The organism is Bradyrhizobium agreste (assembly GCF_016031625.1).
Classification (GTDB): domain Bacteria; phylum Pseudomonadota; class Alphaproteobacteria; order Rhizobiales; family Xanthobacteraceae; genus Bradyrhizobium; species Bradyrhizobium agreste.
This window is the reverse complement of record NZ_JACCHP010000002.1, coordinates 236,068-256,202: the sequence shown is the minus strand read 5'-3', so window position 1 is coordinate 256,202 and position 20,135 is coordinate 236,068. Positions and strand designations below refer to the sequence as shown.

Here is a 20,135-nt window from a genome sequence, read left to right as displayed (position 1 = left end):
GAAGTCTGAAATGTCGAACTTCCCTCAATTTCAGACATTGACGATCAGCGCGCCGGCCGCTCGACGGCGATTGCGGTGGCTTCGCCGCCGCCGATGCACAGCGCCGCGACACCGCGCTTGAGGTTCTGTGCCTCCAGCGCATGCAGCAGCGTCACGATCAGCCGCGCGCCGGTCGCGCCGATGGGGTGGCCCAGCGCGCAGGCGCCGCCATTGACGTTCAGCTTGTCGCGGGGAATGCCGAGGTCGCGCTGCGCCGCCATCGCCACGACTGCGAAAGCCTCGTTGATCTCGAACAGGTCGACATCGGAGGCAGCCCAGCCGACCTTGTCCAGCAGCTTGCGGATCGCCGGGATCGGCGCCGTGGTGAACCATTGCGGCTCCTGGCTGTGGGTGGCGTGGCCCTTGATCTCGGCGAGAACCGGCAGGCCGTCCCGGTCAGCAAGCGAGCGCTTCGTCAGAACCAGCGCGGCGGCGCCGTCGGCATTGGCGGAGGAGGCGGCCGGCGTGATGGTGCCGTTGGCGCGGAACGCCGGCTTCAATTCGGGGATCTTGGCGGGGTCGACCTTGAGCGGATGCTCGTCATTGGCGATCACGCGCGGTCCGGCCTTTTCGGTCAGCGTGATCGGTGCAATCTCGGCGTTGAACGCGCCGCCCTCGACGGCCTTGCGGGCACGGGTGAGCGTCTCCATCGCATAGGCGTCCTGATCCTTGCGGGTGAACTGATAGGCTTCCGCGGTCGCTTCGCCGAAATCGCCCATGGAACGGCCGGTCTCGTAGGCGTCCTCCAGGCCGTCCATCATCATGTGGTCGATGATGCGATCATGGCCGACGCGATAGCCGCCGCGCGCCTTGGCCAGCAGATAGGGCGCGTTGCTCATGCTCTCCATGCCGCCGGAGACGACGATGTCGGCCGAGCCGGCGCGGATAATGTCGTGCGCTAGCATGGTTGCTTTCATGCCGGAGCCGCAGACCTTGTTGACGGTGGTTGCGCCGGTCGCATCGGGTAGCCCCGCGCTGCGTGCCGCCTGTCGCGCCGGCGCCTGGCCTTGGCCTGCCGGCAGCACGCAGCCCATGAAGACCTCGTCGATCTTCTCCGGCGCAAGCCTGGCGCGCTCCAGCGCCGCCCCGATCACGTGTGAACCGAGCTTATGCGCCGGAAGCGGCGAAAGCTCGCCCATGAATCGGCCGAGCGGGGTGCGTGCGGCGGAGACGATGACGACGGGATCGGCGGCTTCGGCCATGATGGAACTCCCTGGCGATGACGTGTAAGATTATGATCATCATATGATGCGACGCAAAAAATGCAACCGCGGCCGGGGTGAGAAAATGTCGTGGGTCGGATGAGAATTGTTGGGGCGGTGACTTGCTCGTGCGTGTCCCGGACCCGGCGCAACGTGCAACGTTGCGACGCAGAGCCGGGACCAGATTCGCGCCGGCCTTGTTGGTGCATGGGCCCCGGCTCAGCAGCGCACCGCAAAGGTGCGCTGCGTCCGGGGCACCGAAAGCCCGGGTCCTATCGCTTCCGGTTCACAAACGCGCCCATCAGCCGCGTCGGCTCGTCGGTCAGGAACGACTCGCCGAAGACTTTGACGCTCAGATTCACCGACTCCGTCAGCGGCAGCTCCTCCCATCGCCGCAGCAACGCCTTTTGCGAGCGCAGCGCTTCGGGACCGCATTCCAGCAAAGCCTTCACCAGATGCTCGACCTCGGCATCCAGCTCGCCAGGCGCGGCGACCTTGTCGACCAGGCCCCACGCCAGCGCTGTCGGGGCATCGATGTTCTCCGCCGTCATCACCAGCCAGCGCGCGCGGGCCCAGCCGATCAGGTGCGGGAGCAGCGCGGCATGGATCACCGAGGGGATGCCGACACGCACCTCCGGCATGCCGAAATGGGCATCGTGCGTGGCGATGCGGAAGTCGCAGGCCGCGGCCACTTCGAGCCCGCCGCCGAGGCACCAGCCTGGCATGCGTGCGATGACCGGGGCGGGGAACTGGCGCACCGCCTCGCAGAGGTCGCGGAGGCGGCTGATGAAGGCTTCAGCAGATGTCTGGTCGAGCCCCGCCATCTCCTTGATGTCGGCCCCGCCGATCAGGCTCTTCTCGCTCTGGCCGCGCAGCACCACGGCGCGGATGCTGCGGTCGGATGCGAGCTGCTGCAGGCCTTCGCGCACGGCGTCGGTGACCGGCGAGCCGAGAATGTTGAGCGCGCCGGCGTTGCAGATGGCGACATGAACGACGCCGCGCGCATCGCGCGTCACGCCGCAATGGTGGTTGAGCATTTCCATCGTTAAGTCTCGAGGCTTTCGTGGACATGCGCGGGGCGCGCCGGTCGGGATCACTTCCGGGCCGAAACGTAGTTCTTGTCAAGCGGCAGGGAGGGCGGGTTGCCAGCGTGAAGTCCGTGGCATAGTATGACAATCATCATTTAAAGAGGCTGCCATGACCGGTGACGATCAACCCGACCTGTTTTCGCCCGCGCAGCGGCGCCAGCGCGTGGTGGACTGGCAGGCGCCCGCGCCGGTCGCGCGGGCGGCCATGGGCCTGTCGGGCATGGATGCCATGCTGGGCATCCGCGACGGCCGGCTGCCGCCGCCGCCCTTCGCCAAGCTGATCGGCTTCACGATGGCCGTGGTCGAGCCGGGCCGGATCGTCATGGAACTGGAGCCGCGCGAGGATCTCGAAAACACCATTGGTCTGCTCCATGGCGCGACCGCGGCGGCGCTGCTCGATACCGCCATGGGATGTGCCATCTCGACCCGGCTCGAGGCCGGACAAAGCTCGGTGACCCTCGATCTGAAGCTGACCTATCTGCGCCCGCTGTCGGTTCGCTCGGGGCTGATCTCGGCCGAGGGCAAGATCATCAAGCTCGGGCGGCAGACCAGCTATACCGAAGGTTTCGTCCGCGACGGCAAGGGTGCGCTCGCCGTCCATGCGACGGCAACCTTCTCCATGAACGCGATGTCTTGACGTGAATTAATGCACGTACCGGTCCGTTTCTGTGCTATGAGATGATCTCCGACATCCAATGAGCTTCGCATGCGCTATTCCCGGGAACACAAGCAGGAAACCCACGATCGCATCGTGAAGAAGGCCTCGGTGCGGCTGCGGGAAAAGGGCGCCCACGGCATCGGCGTCGCCGACCTCATGAAGGAGGCGGGCCTGACCCACGGCGGCTTTTATGCGCATTTCGATTCCCGGGAGGCGCTGGTGATCGAGGCCTTTGCCTACGCCATGGACCGTTCAATGGAACACTGGCGCAAGCTCACCGGCGAGGCCGCTCCGGAAAAACGGCTGGCGCTGATCGCGGAAAGCTATCTGTCCGCGCTGCATCGCGACAATCCCGGTCACGGCTGCTCGATTCCCGCGCTCGGTGCCGAGATCGCCCGCGAGAGCCCGAAGACACGCAAGGCCTTTGCCGGCAAGCTCGACGAGATGATCGAGACCCTGACCGACACCATCCCGAACATGCCGCGCAAGGCGGCGCGCAAGCAGGCGATCGCGACGCTGGCGACGATGGCCGGTACCATGCTGCTGGCGCGCATCGCCGGCTCGAGCGAATTGTCCGACGAGGTGCTGAAGGCGGGCCGGGACCACGCGCTCGAGGGCGCGAAGCGTGAGCCGAAGGCTGCTGCTGCGAAGAAGGCGAAAAGCTAGGCCCTATCGCCCCGCAAACAGCGCGCGCTCGCGCTCCACGATCTCGCTGATGTAATCCGCCACGGCCCTGATCCGCGCCAAGTCCTTGCTGTCGGCGTGCATCAGCATCCAGAATGTCCGTGTGATCGAGATCTCGTCCGGCAGCACGGCCACGAGCTGCGGATAATCGCTCGCCATGAAGTGGGGCAGGACGGCGATTCCGAAGCCCGAGAGCGTGGCGTTGAGCTGCGCGATCAGATTGGCGCTGCGAAAGCGCGCCGAGATCCGCGGCGACACCTGCGGCAGATAGTCGAGCTCCGGCGTGAACAAGAGTTCCTCGATGTAGCCGACGAAGCGGTGCTGCGTCAGGTCCTGCCTTGAGGCGATTTTCGGGAAACGGTCGAGATAACCAGGGGCGGCATAGAGCCCGAGGCGGTAGTCGAGCAGCTTGCGGCCGACGATGCGGCCTTCCTTCGGCATGGTCAGGCTGATGGCGATGTCGGCCTCGCGCTTGGAGAGGCTGAACAGCCGTGCGGTCGCCACAAGTTGCAGGTCGAGATCGGGATAGCGGTCTGCGAACGGTGTCAGCCGCGGCGCCAGGAAGGCGGTGCCGAAGCCATCAGGCGCGCCGATCCGCACGGTGCCGGTCAGGCGCGCTACGGAGCCGCCGACCTGCTCCTGGTTGGCGACGATGGTGGATTCCATGGCTTCGGCGCTGTCGGCGACGCGCTGGCCCGCCTCGGTGAGGAGGTAGCCGGTCTTGCGCCGGTCAAACAGCTTGGCCGAGAGGTGCTTCTCCAGCCGGTCGACGCGGCGGATCACTGTCGCATGGTCGACCCCCAGCTGTTTTGCCGCAGCCGAGACCGAGCCGCCCCGCACGATGGCCAGCACGAAGCGAAAGTCGTCCCAATCGATAGCGCCTTGATCCAGCATTTTCGCACATCTATGGTGCATTATCTCAGACTTGAATCCTATAAAATGCAGGTCAATAGGATTTGTCAAAATGACCACGCTCGGCCTGAAGGAGACCATTCCATGCGTTCAATCGGACATTTCATCGGTGGCAAGGAGGTCAAGGGCACCTCTGGTCGCACCGCCGACGTTTTCGAGCCGATGACCGGTGACGTCCAGGCCAAGGTAGCGCTGGCGTCGAAGGCCGAGGTCCGCGCCGCCGTCGAGAACGCGCGCGCCGCACAGCCCGAGTGGGCCGCCACCAACCCGCAGCGCCGCGCGCGGGTGATGACGAAATTCGTCGAGCTGGTGCAGCGCGATTACGACAAGCTCGCCGAGCTGCTCGCGCGCGAGCACGGCAAGACCGTGCCGGACGCCAAGGGCGACATCCAGCGCGGCCTCGAGGTCGCGGAATTCGCCTGCGGCATCCCGCATCTGATGAAGGGCGAGTACACCGAAGGCGCCGGGCCCGGCATCGACATCTATTCGATGCGCCAGCCGCTCGGCGTCGTCGCCGGCATCACGCCGTTCAACTTCCCGGCGATGATCCCGATGTGGAAGTTTGCCCCCGCGATCGCCTGCGGCAATGCCTTCATCCTCAAGCCTTCCGAGCGCGATCCTGGCGTGCCGATGAAGCTCGCCGAGCTGATGATCGAGGCGGGCCTGCCGGCCGGCATCCTCAACGTCGTCAACGGCGACAAGGAAGCCGTCGACGCCATCCTCGACGACCCCGACATCAAGGCCGTCGGCTTCGTCGGCTCGACGCCGATCGCGCAGTACATCTATGAGCGCGCCGCCCAGACCGGCAAGCGCTGCCAGTGCTTCGGCGGTGCCAAGAACCACGCCATCGTCATGCCCGACGCCGACATGGACCAGGCTGTCGATGCGCTGATCGGCGCCGGCTACGGCTCCGCCGGCGAGCGCTGCATGGCCGTCTCCGTCGCGGTCCCCGTCGGCAAGTCCACCGCCGACCGCCTGATGGAAAAGCTGATCCCGCGCGTCGAATCCCTGAAGATCGGCACCTCGATCGATCCCTCGGCCGATTACGGGCCGCTGGTGACGCGCGAGGCGGTCGAGAAGGTCAAGAACTACATCGATATCGGCATCAAGGAAGGCGCAACACTCGCCGTCGATGGCCGCGGCTTCAAGATGCAGGGCTACGAGAACGGCTTCTATCTCGGCGGTTCGCTGTTCGACAACGTCACCAAGGACATGCGGATCTACAAGGAAGAGATCTTTGGCCCCGTGCTCTCGGTCGTGCGCGCGCATGATTACAAGGAAGCGCTGGCGCTGCCGTCCGACCACGACTACGGCAACGGCGTTGCCATCTTCACCCGCGACGGCGATGCCGCGCGCGACTTCGCGGCCAGGGTCAACGTCGGCATGGTCGGCATCAACGTGCCGATCCCGGTGCCGATCGCCTATTACACCTTCGGCGGCTGGAAGAAGTCGGGCTTCGGCGATCTCAACCAGCACGGTCCGGACTCGGTCCGCTTCTACACCAAGACCAAGACGGTGACCTCGCGCTGGCCGTCGGGCGTCAAGGAAGGCGCGGAGTTCTCGATCCCGCTGATGAAGTAGTACGATTGGTGTGAGCTCCAGCGGCATCGGGAAATTACCTCTCCCTTTGGGAGAGGTCGGCGCGGAGCGCCGGGTGAGGGGTTACGGTCTCTCGTCGGAGCAGCGCCCCCTCACCCGATTTGCTGCGCAAATCGACCTCTCCCCGCAGGGGAGAGGTGACCCTAGCCGGCGGGGGTTTTGAAATGCAGTTCGCTCTGAACGAGGATCAGGTCATCCTTCGCGACATGGCGCTGGCGTTTGCGGCCGAGAAGATCGCGCCGCACGCGCTGCGCTGGGACGAGGAGAAGCATTTCCCCGTCGACGTGATGCGCGAGGCGGCCAAGCTCGGCATCGGCGGCATCTACATCCGCGAGGATGTCGGGGGATCCGCGATGACGCGGTTCGACGCGGCGCTGATCTTCGAGGCGCTGGCGACGGGCTGCCCGACCACCTCGGCCTTCATCTCCATCCACAACATGGCGAGCTGGATGATCGATGCCTTCGGCAGCGACACCCAGCGCCATCAATGGTTGCCGAAGCTCTGCACCATGGAGCTGATCGTGAGCTACTGCCTGACCGAGCCGGGCGCCGGCTCGGACGCGGCCGCGCTCCGCACCCGCGCGGTGCGCGACGGCGACCATTACGTCCTCAACGGCCAGAAGCAGTTCATCTCCGGCGCCGGCGGCACCGATCTGCTGGTCGCGATGGTGCGCACCGGCGGCGATGGCCCCGGCGGCATCTCGACCCTCGTGATCGACGGTAAGACGCCGGGCGTCTCGTTCGGCGCCAACGAGCGAAAGATGGGCTGGAACGCGCAGCCGACCCGCGCGGTGATGTTCGAGAACGCCCGCGTGCCCGTTGCCAATCGCCTCAGCGAGGAGGGCATGGGCTTCAAGATCGCGATGGCCGGCCTCGACGGTGGTCGCCTCAACATCACGGCGTGTTCGCTCGGCGGCGCGCAAGCAGCGCTCGACAAAGCGCGCGCCTACATGAAGGAGCGCAAGGCGTTCGGAAAGCGGCTGGACGAATTCCAGGCGCTGCAATTCCGTCTCGCCGACATGGCAATCGAGCTGGAGGCCGCGCGCACTTTCCTGTGGCGCGCTGCGGCGGCGCTCGACCGCAAGGACCCCGACGCCACCATGCTGTGCGCGATGGCCAAGCGCTTCGGCACCGATGTCGGCTTCGAGGTCGCCAATCATGCGCTGCAGCTTCACGGCGGCTACGGTTACCTCAGCGAATACGGCATCGAGAAGATCGTGCGCGACTTGCGCGTGCACCAGATCCTCGAAGGCACCAATGAAATCATGCGGCTCATCGTGGCGCGCAAATTGATCGAGGGCGCGCGATGAGCGGGGTGGAGGAGGGCGATCTGATCGCGCGCATCGAAGGCGCGGCCGGTATCATCAGGCTGAACCGGCCCAAGGCGATCAATGCCGTGACGCTGGAGATGTTTCGCGACATCGACAGGGCGCTCGATCGCTTCGAAGCTGATCCTGCAATTGCCGTGATCCTGCTGGAAGGCGCCGGCGAGCGCGGCCTGTGTGCCGGCGGCGACATTCGTACGCTCTGGGAGAGCTCGAAGGCTGGTGGCGATCTCGGCAAGATCCTGTGGCGTGAGGAATACATCCTCAATGCCCGGATCAAGAAGTTCCCGAAGCCGTATGTCGCCTTCATGGACGGCATCGTGATGGGCGGCGGCGTCGGGCTGTCGGCCCATGCCAGCCATCGTGTCGTCACCGACCGCACCAAGCTGGCGATGCCGGAAGTTGGCCTCGGCTTCTTCCCCGATGTCGGCGGCACCTATCTGCTGTCGCATGCGCCGGGCGAGATCGGCACCTATTTCGGGCTGACCGGCCAGACCATGAACGGGCCGGACGCGATCCATGCGAGGTTTGCCGATTGGGTCGTGCCGGCGGCGAGATTGCCCGAACTGCGTGACGCGCTGACGCAGCTGTGCCTTGGTGCCACCGCTGCCGATGTCGGCAAGCTCATTGGTGGTTTTGCCACCGGCGAGACCGCGGGGCCGGTCGCCGCCAGGGAGCCCATCATCGATGCGTTGTTCGGCTTCGACCGCATGGAAGACATCATCGCTGCGCTGAAGCGTGATGGCTCCGAGTTCGCGCTGGCGACGCTGAAGACGCTGAACGAAAAATCGCCGCGCGGCATGGTGGTGACGCTGAAGCTGCTGCGGCTTGCGCGCGGATCGCGCCTGGAAGAGTGCCTGGTGCGCGAATACCGCGCCGCGCTGGAGGTCTTCCGCAGCGACGATTTCCGCGAGGGCGTGCGCGCCGCCGTGATCGACAAGGACCGCAACCCGACCTGGTCGCCGCCGCGGATCGAGGATGTGACGCCGGAGATGCTTGCGCCCTATCTCGCCGACATCGGCGCGGACGAGCTGAGGTTCAATTAACAACGCAACAGCGGAGGAAACGACAATGGCCACGATCGCATTCATCGGTCTCGGCAACATGGGCGGCCCGATGGCGGCCAACCTCGTCAAGGCCGGCCACAAGGTGGTGGCGTTCGATCTCGTCGAAGCCTCCCGTAATCAGGCCAAGGCCGATGGCGCCAGCATCGCCGAGAGCGCGCCCGCCGCGGTGAAGGGCGCCGATGTCGTCGTCACCATGCTGCCCGCGGGCAAGCACGTGCTCGGCGTCTGGAACGAGGTCGTGCCCGTCATGACCAAGGGCGCGCTGATCATCGACAGCTCCACCATCGACGTCGAAAGCGCGCGGGCCGCGCATGCGCTTGCGGCCAAGCACGGCGTGCTCTCGGTCGATGCACCGGTCTCCGGCGGCACCGGCGGTGCCAAGGGTGCGACGCTCACCTTCATGTGCGGCGGCGAGGAGCAGGCATTTGCCGCGGCAAAGCCCGTGCTCGAGAACATGGGCAAGAAGATCGTGCATTGCGGCGGCGCCGGTGCCGGCCAGGCCGCCAAGATCTGCAACAACATGATCCTCGGCATTTCCATGATCGCGGTCAGCGAGGCCTTTGCGTTGGCTGAAAAGCTCGGGCTCTCGCATCAGGCGCTGTTCGATGTCGCCTCGACCTCGTCGGGCCAGTGCTGGTCGCTGACGACCTATTGCCCGGTGCCGGGCCCGGTGCCGACCTCGCCGGCCAACAACGATTACAAGCCGGGCTTTGCCTCGGCGCTGATGGTGAAGGACCTCACCCTGGCGCAGGATGCGGCCAAGGCTGCGGGCGCGGCGACGCCGCTCGGCAAGCATGCCCAGGAGATCTATCAGTCTTTCGACGCAGCCGGCCATGGCGGGGTGGATTTTTCCGGAATTATCAAGCACGTTAGGAGCTTAGCCGGGAAAGCTTGATGACCACATTCCAGGAAGCACGCGCGTTCCTTCTGCAACACCGCACCGATTACGAGGCCGCGGTCAGAGGTTTCCGCTGGCCCGATCAGGTTCCTTTCAACTGGGCGCTCGACTGGTTCGACGCCGAGCTGGCGGCCAATGCCGAAAGTAGGGACCGCCCCGCGCTCTGGATCGTCGATGCCGCGCAGGACAAACAGACAAAACTGTCGTTCGCGGCGCTGTCGCGCCGCTCCAACCAGGTGGCCAACTTCCTCCGCGCCCAGGGCTTGAGGCGCGGCGATCATCTGCTGCTGCTGCTCGGCAATGTGGTTCCGCTGTGGGAGACGATGCTCGCGGCGATGAAGCTCGGCGTCGTCGTCATTCCCGCCACGACGTTGCTCACCGCGGACGAGCTGCGCGACCGGCTCGATCGCGGCAAGGCGAAGGCGGTGGTCGCCGCGCAGGACCAGGTGGCGAAGTTCGCGAGCTTGGGCGCGGAGAACGTCGTCCGCATCGTCGTCGGCGCGGCCTCCGACGGCTGGCTTGGGTATGACGAAGCGGCCAACGCTTCCGAGAGCTTCAAGCCCGACGGCCCGACCAACGCCGACGACCCGATGCTGCTGTATTTCACCTCGGGCACGACGGCAAAGCCAAAACTGGTACGGCACAGCCAGCGCAGCTATCCCGTCGGCCATCTCTCCACCATGTACTGGATCGGCCTGAAGCCTGGCGACGTCCATCTCAACATCTCCTCGCCCGGTTGGGCCAAGCATGCCTGGAGCTGCTTCTTCGCGCCGTGGAATGCGGGCGCGACCGTGTTCGTGGTGAACCAGCCTCGCTTTGATGCGAAGGCGCTGCTCGCCACCATCGGCCGCTGCGGCGTCACCACGCTGTGCGCGCCGCCGACGGTGTGGCGGCTGTTCATCCAGGAGAACCTCGCCTCGTTCAAGGTGGCTTTGCGCGAAGTCTGCGGCGCCGGCGAACCGCTCAATCCTGAAGTGATCGATCAGGTTCAGGCCGCCTGGGGCCTCACCATTCGTGACGGCTACGGCCAGACCGAGACCACGGCGCTCGCCGGCAACTCGCCGGGCCAGCCCATCAAGATCGGCTCGATGGGCCGGCCGCTGCCGGGCTATCGCGTGCAGATCAGCGATGCCGACGGCCATCCCGCGAGGGAGGGCGAGGTGACGCTGGTGCTGGGCGCTGACCGCCCCGCCGGCCTGATGCAAGGCTATCAGGGCGACGACGGCAAATTGTCCGGCGCCGAAGGCGCGCTCTATCGCAGTGGCGACGTCGTGTTTTCGGATGAGGACGGCTACCTCACCTTCGTCGGCCGGTCCGACGACGTGTTCAAATCCTCCGACTACCGCATCAGCCCGTTCGAGCTCGAGAGCGTGCTGCTCGAGCACGAGCTGGTCGCGGAAGCCGCGGTGGTGCCGAGCCCCGACCCGATCCGGCTCGCGATTCCCAAGGCCTTCGTGCTGCTGACGTCGGGTGCGGAACGCGCGCCGGAGACCGCGCTGTCCATCTTCAAGCACCTGCACGCGCGTCTGGCGCCGTTCAAGCGCATCCGCCGCCTCGAAATCGTCACCGAGCTGCCGAAGACGATCTCTGGAAAGATCCGCCGCGTGCAGCTCCGACGGCTCGAACGCGACGACGATCGCACCGATCCGCTGCGTGGCCGGGAATTCCGTGAGGAGGATTTTCCGGAGCTGGCGAAGACACGGAGTGAGACATAGTGGAGCTTGTCATTCCGGGGCGATGCGCAGCATCGAACCCGGAATCCATTTTGCGGCAGAGTCCGCTGTCAAATGGATTCCGGGCTCGCGCTTCGCGCGCCCCGGAATGACGGCAATTGGAGTTACCATGAACGAAGTCTGGAAGAAGCCGCCTGTTACGCTCGAGGCCTATCAGGGCATGGTCGGCAAGGAGATCGGCGTATCGTCGTGGCACCTGATCGACCAGCCGCGCATCGACGCCTATGCCGACGTGATCGAGGATCACCAGTTCATCCACGTCGATCCGGAGCGTGCGAAGAAGGAAACCGCTTTCGGCACCACCATCGCGCACGGTTTTCTCACGATGTCGCTGCTGTCGATCATGTCCTACGAGGTGATGCCTGTCATCGCCGGCACCACGATGGGCGTGAATTACGGTTTCGACAAGCTGCGATTCATCTCGCCGGTGCGGTCAGGCAAGCGCGTGCGCGGCCGCTTCGTGCTGGCGGAGGCCAGGTTGCGCAAGCCGAACGAATTGCAGTCCCGCACTAACGTCACCGTGGAGATCGAAGGCGAGGACAAGCCGGCGCTGGTCGCGGATTGGCTTGGCCTGATCTATTTCGCGTAAGCCGGCGCCGTCGTTGCCGGGCTTGACCCGGCAACCCATCGCTGCTCAAAAGCCTGTCGATTTTGATGGATGGCCGGGTCAAGCCCGGCCATGACCGGTCTAACATCTGGGAAACGCACTCATGGCAATCAGGTTCGACGGACGCGTCGCCATCGTCACCGGCGCGGGCAATGGTCTCGGCAAGGCGCATGCGCTGGGGCTGGCGAGCCGCGGCGCCAAGGTCGTGGTCAACGATTTCGGCGGCGCGCGAGACGGCACCGGCGGCTCGTTGTCGCCGGCCGAAGCCGTGGTCGAGGAGATCCGCAAAGCCGGCGGCACCGCGATGGCCGACGGCGCCGACGTCTCGAATTTCGAGCAGGTCACCGCCATGGTCGAGCGCGCCACCAAGGAATGGGGCAGCGTCGACCTCCTGTGCGCCAATGCCGGCATCCTGCGCGACAAGTCGTTCGGCAAGATGGAGGTCGCCGATTTCCAGAAGGTGCTCGACGTGCATCTCGTCGGCACCTTCTATTGCTGCAAGGCGGCCTGGGCCGGCATGCGCGACCGCAATTACGGCCGCATCGTGCTGACGACGTCGTCCTCCGGTCTCTACGGCAATTTCGGCCAGGCCAATTACGGCGCAGCGAAATCCGGCATGGTCGGCCTGATGAACGTGCTCGCCGAGGAGGGCCGCAAGAACGACATCCGCGTCAACATCATCTCGCCAACGGCGGCGACGCGCATGACCGAAGAGCTGCTGCCGCCGCAGGCGCTGCAGCTGATGAAGCCGAACGCGATCACGCCCGCCGTTGAGTACATGCTGAGCGAGGATGCCCCGACCCGCACCATCATGGGCGCCGGTGCCGGCTCGTTCGCGGTGATCAAGATCGTGGAGAGCGAAGGCATCAATCTGCCGGAGAGCGAGTGGACGCCGGATGCGATCGCCGCGCATTTCGCCGAGATCAGCGACATGTCGAAGGCCAGGGCCCTGCAGGGCGCGTTCGAGCAGACGCAGAAATACGTCGCGCAGGCCGCGGCGCGGGCGGGGATCAAGCTTTAGCCCCGCTGTCATTCCGGGGCGTCGCAAGGCGACGAACCCGGAATCCATCGCGCCACCAACTCTGCCGTCCGATGGATTCCGGGCTCGCGCAACGCGCGCCCCGGAATGACACTGTTTCCGGCGCGAAAATCTGCCCTAATCTCCCGCCATGATCTCACCTGACAACCACATCGCCGTCATCGGCGCCGGTCCCGCCGGGCTGATGGCGGCGGAGGTGCTGGCGCAGGGCGGCGCCCGCGTCACGGTCTACGACGCGATGCCGTCGGCCGGGCGCAAATTCCTGATGGCCGGCCGCGGCGGGCTCAATCTCACCCACAGCGAACCGCTGCCGCAATTCATGGCGCGCTACCGCGAGGCGGCACCGAAGCTGCGGGCCGCGGTCGAGGCATTTTCGCCGGATGCACTGCGCGCCTGGAGCGAGGCGCTGGGCGAGCCGACCTTCGTCGGCAGCAGCGGACGGGTGTTTCCCAAGGCGTTCAAGGCCTCGCCCTTGCTGCGCGCCTGGCTGCGGCGGCTCGATGCCGCCGGTGCCCGTTTTGCCTTTCGCCATCGCTGGGTCGGCTGGGACGACGAGGGCCGGCTGATCTTTCAGACGCCGAAAGGCGTCTGCACCTTCGAAGCGAACGCCACGCTGCTCGCCCTCGGCGGCGCAAGCTGGCCGCGGCTCGGATCGGACGGCAGCTGGGTCGATATCCTCGCCGCAAAGGGCATTGCCGTCTCAAAACTGCGGCCGGCCAATTCCGGCTTCACGGTCGCTTGGTCAAACGTGTTCCGCGACCGTTTCGAGGGTCAGCCGCTCAAGGGCGTGGCGCTGACGCTTCGCGAGCACACGGTGCGCGGAGAAGCCATGATCACCCGCAGCGGGATCGAAGGCGGCGCGATCTACGCGCTGTCGGCGGAACTGCGCGAGGCCGTGCTGAATCTCGGGCAGGCGACGATGATGATCGCGTTGCGGCCCGACCTCGACGCCGCGGCGCTGACCACGCGGCTGTCGGGCGTGCGCGGCAAGCAATCGCTGGCGAACTTCCTGCGCAAGGCCGCGCAATTGTCGCCGGTCGGCATCGGATTGATGCAGGAGGCGGCCATTGCCTCCGACCGAACGCTGGCATCGTTCTCGCCGGCGGAGCTCGCGCAGCTCATCAACGCCATTCCGGTTCAGCTCACCGGTGTCGCTCCGATCGATCGCGCGATCTCGACGGCAGGCGGAATTCTGTTCGACGAGCTCGATGAGCACTTCATGCTGCGCAAGCTGCAAGGTGTGTTCGCAGCCGGCGAGATGCTGGACTGGGAAGCGCCGACTGGCGGCTATCTGCTGCAGGCCTCGTTCGCGACCGGGGCTGCGGCGGGGCGGGGCGTGTTGGCGTGGCTTAACTTGTAGGATGGGTAGAGCGCAGCGAAACCCATCATCTCAAGCCCCGCGCAGGTAGCGATGGGTTTCGCTGCGCTCTACCCATCCTTGTATTAGCGCGATCGCCTATAATGAGCCGTTCCGTGAGGAATGGCCCAGCCCGGGTAGCCGCCCGAGCTGGGTCGCCGTTCGATCGGATCGGTACCCATCGAAGCCTTGAGGGCTGTCTGACGTAGCGAGATCGCGATCGGCACTTCATCGGGACCCGAATGGTTGAACGAACTTTAGGTTCGCATCACAAGGGAGGGATCGACGAAGATGGCCAAGCATACCACGATCTGTGCCGGGATCGATACCGGCAAACGGAAGCTCGACGTGGCGATCGAGGGTCGCCGCGAGCAGCTGCAGGTGAAAAACACGCCGGAAGGTCATGCGACTTTGTTGGCGTGGCTACGACAACACCGCGTTAGACGCATCGGCATCGAGGCGAGCGGCGGTTACGAGCAGCCTGTCGTCGTCGAGCTGCGGCGCAAGCGGTTTGTGGTTGTGGTGTTCCAGCCGGCTCAAGTCCGGGCCTATGCCAAATTCCACTCGCGGCGGGCCAAGAACGATAAGATTGATGCCGCTCTTATTGCCGTCTGTACCGCGGCGGTGCGCAAGATCCACGCCGCACCCGATCCTCGATTGCTGTCGTTCGCCGAGCAACTGACCATGATCGATCAGATCGGCGAGGATATCGCGCGCCTGAAGAATAGGATCGAGAGCTGCCGTAACGTGGCAATCAACAAGCTCTGGCATGAGGATATCGCTCGCCTGGAGCAACGTGAGAGCGCCGAACTCAAGGCTCTGGTCGCCTCGATCCGCAAGTATCCCGATCTTGCCGAGAGGCTTGCGCTGATCAATAGCGTCGATGGCGTCGGGCTGCCGACTGCCGTTGCCATCCTGGTGCGTCTGCCCGAGATCGGACGGGTTACGCGCGAGCAAGCCGTCGCTCTCGCCGGCCTTGCGCCGTATGACGACGACAGCGGTGACCAGGTCGGGGTTCGACACATCGAGGGCGGACGAAAGCGGCTGCGTCGTGCCCTTTATACTGCTTCACTGGCGGCTTCGTTTCGAGGGAATCCGCAGCTCATCAAGCTCTATCAACGGCTGACTGCCGCCGGAAAGGAACACAAACGCGCGCTCGTTGCCTGTGCCAGGAAGATGCTCATCTTCGTCAACGCCGTGGTGGCTCGCGGCACGCCGTGGTGCGGCGAACCACCGATGCGATCATTCCCTGTTTCTTAGTTCGACCGGCACGCGTTTCTTCGTCCCGACCTGCAGCTGCTCACGACGTCGCGCGCAGCGGCGGTCAAGGATGGCCGTCGCTCGCCCTAACCTCACCTGATCTGCCGCCAGGCCACGCCTTGACCGCCGCGAGCACGGCGTCATCATTGGAAGACGCAGACGACCCCAAAGGCAGCTACCGTTTAATGGTTGCTACGAACCCTATCGCAGCTTCCCCCGCGCCGCGACCGGCAGCGTGCCGACGATCTCCTCGCCGCGGACCATCACGACCTCGTCCATCATGTTGACGACGACGCAGACATGGTTCGGCACGATGCGGACGACGTCGCCGACATTGGGGCGCGTGTTGCTGCGGGACAGGTCGAGGAAGCCGTGCTCCTCGGCGAACTTTGCGATCCTGGCCTCCGGGTGCTCCAGGATCAGGCCGTGGCCGTCGAGCCCGCCGGTATCAGTGGTCAGCGTCTTCGAGCCGGCGTCCAGAATGCCGCGCTCGGGCGCGGCGCGGCTCACCACCGTCGAATAGATGTGCAGAGCGCAATCGTCCCAGGAGGCGACGCCCGCGGCGACCTGCATGCGATCGTTGTAGATGTAGGTGCCGAAGCGATGCTCGGTGCCGCCCTTGAGCTTGCCGATATTGACGAGGTTCGGCGTGCCGCCGGTCGAGACGATCTTGGCGTCAAGCCCGTGGGCGCGTACGCCGGCCAGCGCCTCGTCGTAGAATTTCTGCGCCTCGGCCCAGCCGGTCTCGGTCGGATACAGCATGAAGCCGGCGAACTCGAGTCCCTCAGACGCCGCGATCTCGCGCGCCAGGGCAATCGCCTCGGCCGGCGTCTCGACGCCCGCGCGCTTGCGCCCCGTGTCGCACTCGACCACGACCGAGAGTGGCCGGCCTGACGCCGCAGCCGCCTTGGGCAGGCCGGCGACGACGGTCGAATTGTCGGCTGCCACCGTCATGTTGGCCTTCGCCTGCAACGCGCCGAGGCGCGCCATCTTCTCTTCGCCCAGCAGATTGTAGCTAATCAGGATGTCGTCGATGCCGGCATTGGCCATGATCTCGGCTTCGCCCAGCTTCTGGCAGGTGATGCCCTTGGCGCCGGCCGCGACCTGCATCTTGGCAATCGTCGGGTTCTTGTGCGTCTTGATGTGCGGACGATTGGCGATCCCGGCGTCGTCGCAGGCGTTCTGGATCCGCGCGATGTTGCGCTCGACCCTGTCCATGTCGATGACGGCACAGGGCGTGCCGTATTCGCGGGCGATTTTTGCGGCGAGGGGAGTGGTCATATGATCTCTCTATTTCCGGACCCGTAGGATGGGTAGAGCGAAGCGAAACCCAGAAGAAATTCCCGTTAAGCGATGGGTTTCGCTTCGCTCTACCCATCCTACGAACTTATGCCTGCTCGATCTCTTCCCTCAGCATTTCGAGTTCGAGCCAGCGCTCTTCGGCAGCGGACAGTTCTTCGTGCGCCTTGGCGATGGCGGCCGAGGTGTCGTCGAATTTTTTGCGATCCTTGGCGTAGAGGTTGGGATCGTCGAGCACGCGCTGCAATTTTGCAATATCGGCGTGAAGCGTTTCTATCTTCTTCGGTAACGTTTCCAGCGCGTGTTTCTCGTTGAAGTTCAGCTTGCGCTTGGGTGCCGACGCGGCCGGAGTTGCGGCGCGCTCCTCTTTCTTCTCCACTGGCGCTTGCGCCTTCGCCGTCTCGCGCTTCAAATCGGCGCCGCGCTGCGCCAGCATGTCGCTGTAGCCGCCGGCATATTCGATCCACTTGCCGTTGCCCTCGGGCGCGATCACGGAGGTGACGACGCGGTCGAGGAAGTCGCGGTCGTGGCTGATCAGGATCACGGTGCCTTCGTAGTCGCCGAGCATCTCCTCGAGCACGTCGAGCGTTTCGAGATCGAGATCGTTGGTCGGCTCGTCCAGCACCAGGAGATTCGACGGCTTTGCCAGCGCGCGCGCCAGCATCAGCCGGCCGCGCTCGCCGCCGGAGAGCACCTCCAGCGGTGTGCCGCGCTGCTCCTGCGCGAACAGGAAGTCCTTCATATAGCCGACCACGTGCTTCGGCTTGCCGCCGACCATGACGTGATCGCCGCGGCCGCCGGTGAGCGCTTCGGCCAGGGTCGATTTGGGATCGAGGCTTTCGCGGTGCTGGTCGAGCGTCGCCATCTCCAGATTGGCCCCGAGCCGTATTGTGCCGGAATCGGGCGGCAAGCCGCCGGTCAGCAGATTGACCAGCGTGGTCTTGCCGGCGCCGTTCGGACCGATGATGCCGAGCCGGTCGCCGCGCTGGATGCGGGTGGAGAAATTCTCGACGATCTTGCGCTCGCCATAGGATTTCGTGATGCCCTTCGCCTCGATCACCAGCTTGCCGGACTGCTCGGCTTCGCTAGCTGCCAAATTGGCGCTGCCGGCGGTGCCGCGGTAGTTGCGGCGCTGGGCGCGCAACGCGTGCAGATTGGCGAGGCGTTTGACGTTGCGCTTGCGCCGGCCGGAGACGCCGTGGCGCAGCCAGTGCTCCTCGTCGACGATCTTGCGATCGAGCTTGTGCTGGTCGCGCTCTTCCTCGGCCAGCACCTCGTCGCGCCAGCTCTCGAACGAGGCAAAGCCGCGATCGATCTGCTTGATCCTGCCGCGATCGAGCCAGGCGGTGGAGCGCGAGAGATTGGTGAGGAAGCGGCGGTCGTGGCTGATGATCACGAGCGCGCTGCGCCTGGAATCGAGCTCCTGCTCCAGCCATTCGATGGTGGCAAGATCGAGATGATTGGTCGGCTCGTCCAGCAGCAGAATGTCGGGCGAGGGCGCCAGCACAAAGGCCAGCGCTGCGCGACGGGCCTCGCCGCCGGAGAGGTTATGCGGGTCCTCCTCGCCGGTGAGGCCGAGCTGCTCCAGCAGATAGCGCGCCTGGTGATGGTCGTCCCCCGGCGCGAGCCCGGACTCAACATAGGCGAGCGTGGTCTGGTGCGCGCCGAAATCCGGCTCCTGCGGCAGGTAGCGCACCGTTGCGCCGGGCTGCACGAAGCGCGTGCCGGAGTCCGGCTCGATCAGGCCGGCTGCGATCTTCAGCAGCGTCGACTTGCCGGAGCCGTTGCGGCCGATCAGGCAGACCCGTTCGGATGGCGCGACGTTGAGCTCGACGCCCGACAGCAGCGGTGTTCCGCCAAATGTCAGCCGGATGTCTTTGAGTTGGATCAGCGGCGGCGCCATGGTCAGCCCTGACTCGTTGCGGCCTGATCTGCGCGGCGGCGCTGGATCCGGCGCAGCGTCTGGTCGAGTGCCGAGAGGAAGGCGGAACGGTCGCGCGGCGAGAACGAGCGCGGGCCGCCGGTGACTTCGCCCGCCGAGCGCAGATCGGTCATCAGATTGCGCACCGCCAGCGTCATGCCGATCGACTCCTCCGTGAACGGCTTGCCGTTCGGGGCGATCACGTCGGCGCCCGCCTTGACGCAGCGACTGGCCAGCGGAATGTCCGAGGTCACCACGATGTCGCCCGGCCTCGCGCGCTCGGCGATCCAATCGTCCGCGGCGTCCATGGCGGTCCCAGCGGCAACGCGCTCGATGAGCGGGTCCTGCGGCACGCGAATGAAATTGCCGGCGACCACGCTGACGGGCACGCCGTGCCGGATCGCGACGCGATAGATTTCGTCCTTCACCGGACAGGCGTCGGCGTCGACATAGATGCGGGTCGGGGTCTCGGTCATTCCGCCGCGTGGTACCGCATTCGGGCCGCAAAGGCGAGGGGATTGACCCCAGTTCCTCAGGCCCTACGATCGCTCCTGAAACAATAAGAACGGGAAAGCCAAGCCATGCCGAGCCGGCTCGAAACCTACCGCGTCGAGGCCTACAACACCGCGAAACAATCCGAAAACAAGATGCATGATGACAATGTTGCGCGCCGCTTCGGCTTTTCCGGCGGGCTGGTCCCCGGCGTCGACGTCTTCGCCTACATGATGCACGTGCCGATCGCGCGCTGGGGCCGCGATTTCCTCTCTCGCGGGCTGGTCGAGGCCCGCTTCATCAAGCCGGTCTATGACGGCGAGAGCGCCGATGTCGATGCCACCGAGCACAACGGCCTGCTGACCATCGAGGTGTTCAGCCGCACCGAGCTCTGCGCGACCGGGACGGCCTCGCTGCCGGCGGCCGCGCCGGCGGTGCCGCTGAGCGACTATGTCGAAGTCCCCGCCGTCGCCGAGCGCAAGCCTGTCAGTCCTGCGACGTTCGAAATGGGCAAATGGCTCGGAACGACCCCGCGCCGCTGGGCCGGGCAGGATGCGGCGGACTATCTCGCCGATGTCAGGGAGGCCGATCCGATTTTTACGCGCGAGGGGCTCGGCCATCCCGGGCTGATCCAGCGCGTCATGAACCGCGTGCTGGTGGACAACACCATTCTGGGCCCCTGGATTCACGTCGGCAGCCGCATGCAGCTGCTAGCGGCTGCGCGGGCCGGCGACGAGATCACCGCGCGCGCAAGAGTCACCGCGAACTACGAGAAGAAGGGCCACCGCTTCGTCGAGCTCGACGGCCTCGTCGTCGCCAACGGCACGACGCCGCTCGCGCATTGCCAGCACACCGCAATCTACCAGCCGCGCGAGCAGACGGCGGCGTAATCACCGGAAACGTCATTCCGGGGCGATGCGAAGCATCGAACCCGGAATCTCGAGATTCCGGGTTC

18 protein-coding genes are annotated in these 20,135 nt (G+C 65.5%); 12 read left to right on the top strand and 6 right to left on the bottom strand.

Going from position 1 to position 20,135, the window contains the following annotated elements; all coding sequences use genetic code 11:
* Window positions 1-44: 44 nt before the first annotated feature.
* Window positions 45-1,241: an acetyl-CoA C-acyltransferase gene (locus HZZ13_RS03930; protein ID WP_197958338.1), complete on the bottom strand. Its 1,197-nt coding sequence runs from the start codon at window positions 1,239-1,241 to the stop codon at window positions 45-47.
* A gap of 272 nt (window positions 1,242-1,513) precedes the next feature.
* The gene (locus HZZ13_RS03925; protein ID WP_197958337.1) at window positions 1,514-2,284 is read right to left on the bottom strand and encodes an enoyl-CoA hydratase; all 771 of its coding nucleotides are present in this window, start codon (window positions 2,282-2,284) and stop codon (window positions 1,514-1,516) included.
* Between the two features lie 154 nt (window positions 2,285-2,438).
* Between HZZ13_RS03925 and HZZ13_RS03920 the strand changes: the two genes are divergently transcribed.
* Together HZZ13_RS03920 and HZZ13_RS03915 are read left to right on the top strand one after the other, a co-directional pair.
* Window positions 2,439-2,966, top strand: a complete 528-nt coding sequence (locus HZZ13_RS03920) for a PaaI family thioesterase (RefSeq protein ID WP_197958336.1) — start codon at window positions 2,439-2,441, stop codon at window positions 2,964-2,966.
* Between the two features lie 69 nt (window positions 2,967-3,035).
* The gene (locus HZZ13_RS03915) at window positions 3,036-3,653 is read left to right on the top strand and encodes a TetR/AcrR family transcriptional regulator (protein ID WP_197958335.1); all 618 of its coding nucleotides are present in this window, start codon (window positions 3,036-3,038) and stop codon (window positions 3,651-3,653) included.
* A 3-nt stretch (window positions 3,654-3,656) separates the two neighbouring features.
* Here the strand turns inward: HZZ13_RS03915 and HZZ13_RS03910 are convergent, their stop codons facing one another.
* Window positions 3,657-4,565 (bottom strand): LysR family transcriptional regulator, encoded by a 909-nt coding sequence (locus tag HZZ13_RS03910; protein ID WP_197958334.1) that lies wholly within the window; start codon window positions 4,563-4,565, stop codon window positions 3,657-3,659.
* A 102-nt stretch (window positions 4,566-4,667) separates the two neighbouring features.
* On the opposite strand from HZZ13_RS03910, the gene HZZ13_RS03905 reads away from it, so the two are divergent.
* The 9 genes from HZZ13_RS03905 to HZZ13_RS03865 all read left to right on the top strand — a co-directional run bounded on the left by HZZ13_RS03905 (window position 4,668) and on the right by HZZ13_RS03865 (window position 15,468).
* Window positions 4,668-6,164, top strand: a complete 1,497-nt coding sequence (locus HZZ13_RS03905; RefSeq protein ID WP_197958333.1) for a CoA-acylating methylmalonate-semialdehyde dehydrogenase — start codon at window positions 4,668-4,670, stop codon at window positions 6,162-6,164.
* A gap of 182 nt (window positions 6,165-6,346) precedes the next feature.
* Window positions 6,347-7,492 carry an isobutyryl-CoA dehydrogenase gene (locus tag HZZ13_RS03900; RefSeq protein ID WP_197958332.1) on the top strand — a complete coding sequence of 382 codons (1,146 nt, stop codon included), beginning with the start codon at window positions 6,347-6,349 and terminating at the stop codon, window positions 7,490-7,492.
* Window positions 7,489-8,553 (top strand): enoyl-CoA hydratase/isomerase family protein, encoded by a 1,065-nt coding sequence (locus HZZ13_RS03895; RefSeq protein ID WP_197958331.1) that lies wholly within the window; start codon window positions 7,489-7,491, stop codon window positions 8,551-8,553. The genes HZZ13_RS03900 and HZZ13_RS03895 overlap by 4 nt, the downstream gene beginning before the upstream one ends.
* Complete coding sequence (gene mmsB / locus HZZ13_RS03890; protein WP_311972599.1) at window positions 8,549-9,469, top strand: 3-hydroxyisobutyrate dehydrogenase; 921 nt, start codon at window positions 8,549-8,551, stop codon at window positions 9,467-9,469. Before HZZ13_RS03895 ends, mmsB begins: the two co-directional genes overlap by 5 nt.
* Window positions 9,469-11,187, top strand: coding sequence for an AMP-binding protein (locus HZZ13_RS03885; protein ID WP_197958329.1), 1,719 nt, complete (start codon window positions 9,469-9,471; stop codon window positions 11,185-11,187). Before mmsB ends, HZZ13_RS03885 begins: the two co-directional genes overlap by 1 nt.
* Before the next feature lie 127 nt (window positions 11,188-11,314).
* Window positions 11,315-11,794 carry a MaoC family dehydratase gene (locus tag HZZ13_RS03880; protein ID WP_197958328.1) on the top strand — a complete coding sequence of 160 codons (480 nt, stop codon included), beginning with the start codon at window positions 11,315-11,317 and terminating at the stop codon, window positions 11,792-11,794.
* 121 nt (window positions 11,795-11,915) lie between these two features.
* On the top strand, window positions 11,916-12,833 hold the full coding sequence (locus HZZ13_RS03875; protein ID WP_197958327.1) for an SDR family NAD(P)-dependent oxidoreductase: 918 nt from the start codon (window positions 11,916-11,918) through the stop codon (window positions 12,831-12,833).
* A gap of 148 nt (window positions 12,834-12,981) precedes the next feature.
* The gene (locus HZZ13_RS03870; RefSeq protein ID WP_197958326.1) at window positions 12,982-14,211 is read left to right on the top strand and encodes a BaiN/RdsA family NAD(P)/FAD-dependent oxidoreductase; all 1,230 of its coding nucleotides are present in this window, start codon (window positions 12,982-12,984) and stop codon (window positions 14,209-14,211) included.
* 288 nt (window positions 14,212-14,499) lie between these two features.
* Complete coding sequence (locus tag HZZ13_RS03865; RefSeq protein WP_197958325.1) at window positions 14,500-15,468, top strand: IS110 family RNA-guided transposase; 969 nt, start codon at window positions 14,500-14,502, stop codon at window positions 15,466-15,468.
* A gap of 201 nt (window positions 15,469-15,669) precedes the next feature.
* Here the strand turns inward: HZZ13_RS03865 and HZZ13_RS03860 are convergent, their stop codons facing one another.
* The 3 genes from HZZ13_RS03860 to HZZ13_RS03850 all read right to left on the bottom strand — a co-directional run bounded on the left by HZZ13_RS03860 (window position 15,670) and on the right by HZZ13_RS03850 (window position 19,164).
* Entirely contained in the window at window positions 15,670-16,749 is a 1,080-nt protein-coding gene (locus HZZ13_RS03860) for a D-TA family PLP-dependent enzyme (protein WP_197958324.1), read from the bottom strand.
* Window positions 16,750-16,855: 106 nt separating this feature from the next.
* On the bottom strand, window positions 16,856-18,670 hold the full coding sequence (locus tag HZZ13_RS03855) for an ABC-F family ATP-binding cassette domain-containing protein (protein ID WP_197958323.1): 1,815 nt from the start codon (window positions 18,668-18,670) through the stop codon (window positions 16,856-16,858).
* 2 nt (window positions 18,671-18,672) lie between these two features.
* Window positions 18,673-19,164: a YaiI/YqxD family protein gene (locus HZZ13_RS03850; RefSeq protein WP_197958322.1), complete on the bottom strand. Its 492-nt coding sequence runs from the start codon at window positions 19,162-19,164 to the stop codon at window positions 18,673-18,675.
* A gap of 105 nt (window positions 19,165-19,269) precedes the next feature.
* On the opposite strand from HZZ13_RS03850, the gene HZZ13_RS03845 reads away from it, so the two are divergent.
* Entirely contained in the window at window positions 19,270-20,070 is an 801-nt protein-coding gene (locus HZZ13_RS03845) for a hypothetical protein (protein ID WP_197958321.1), read from the top strand.
* The last annotated feature ends 65 nt before the right edge of the window (window positions 20,071-20,135 follow it).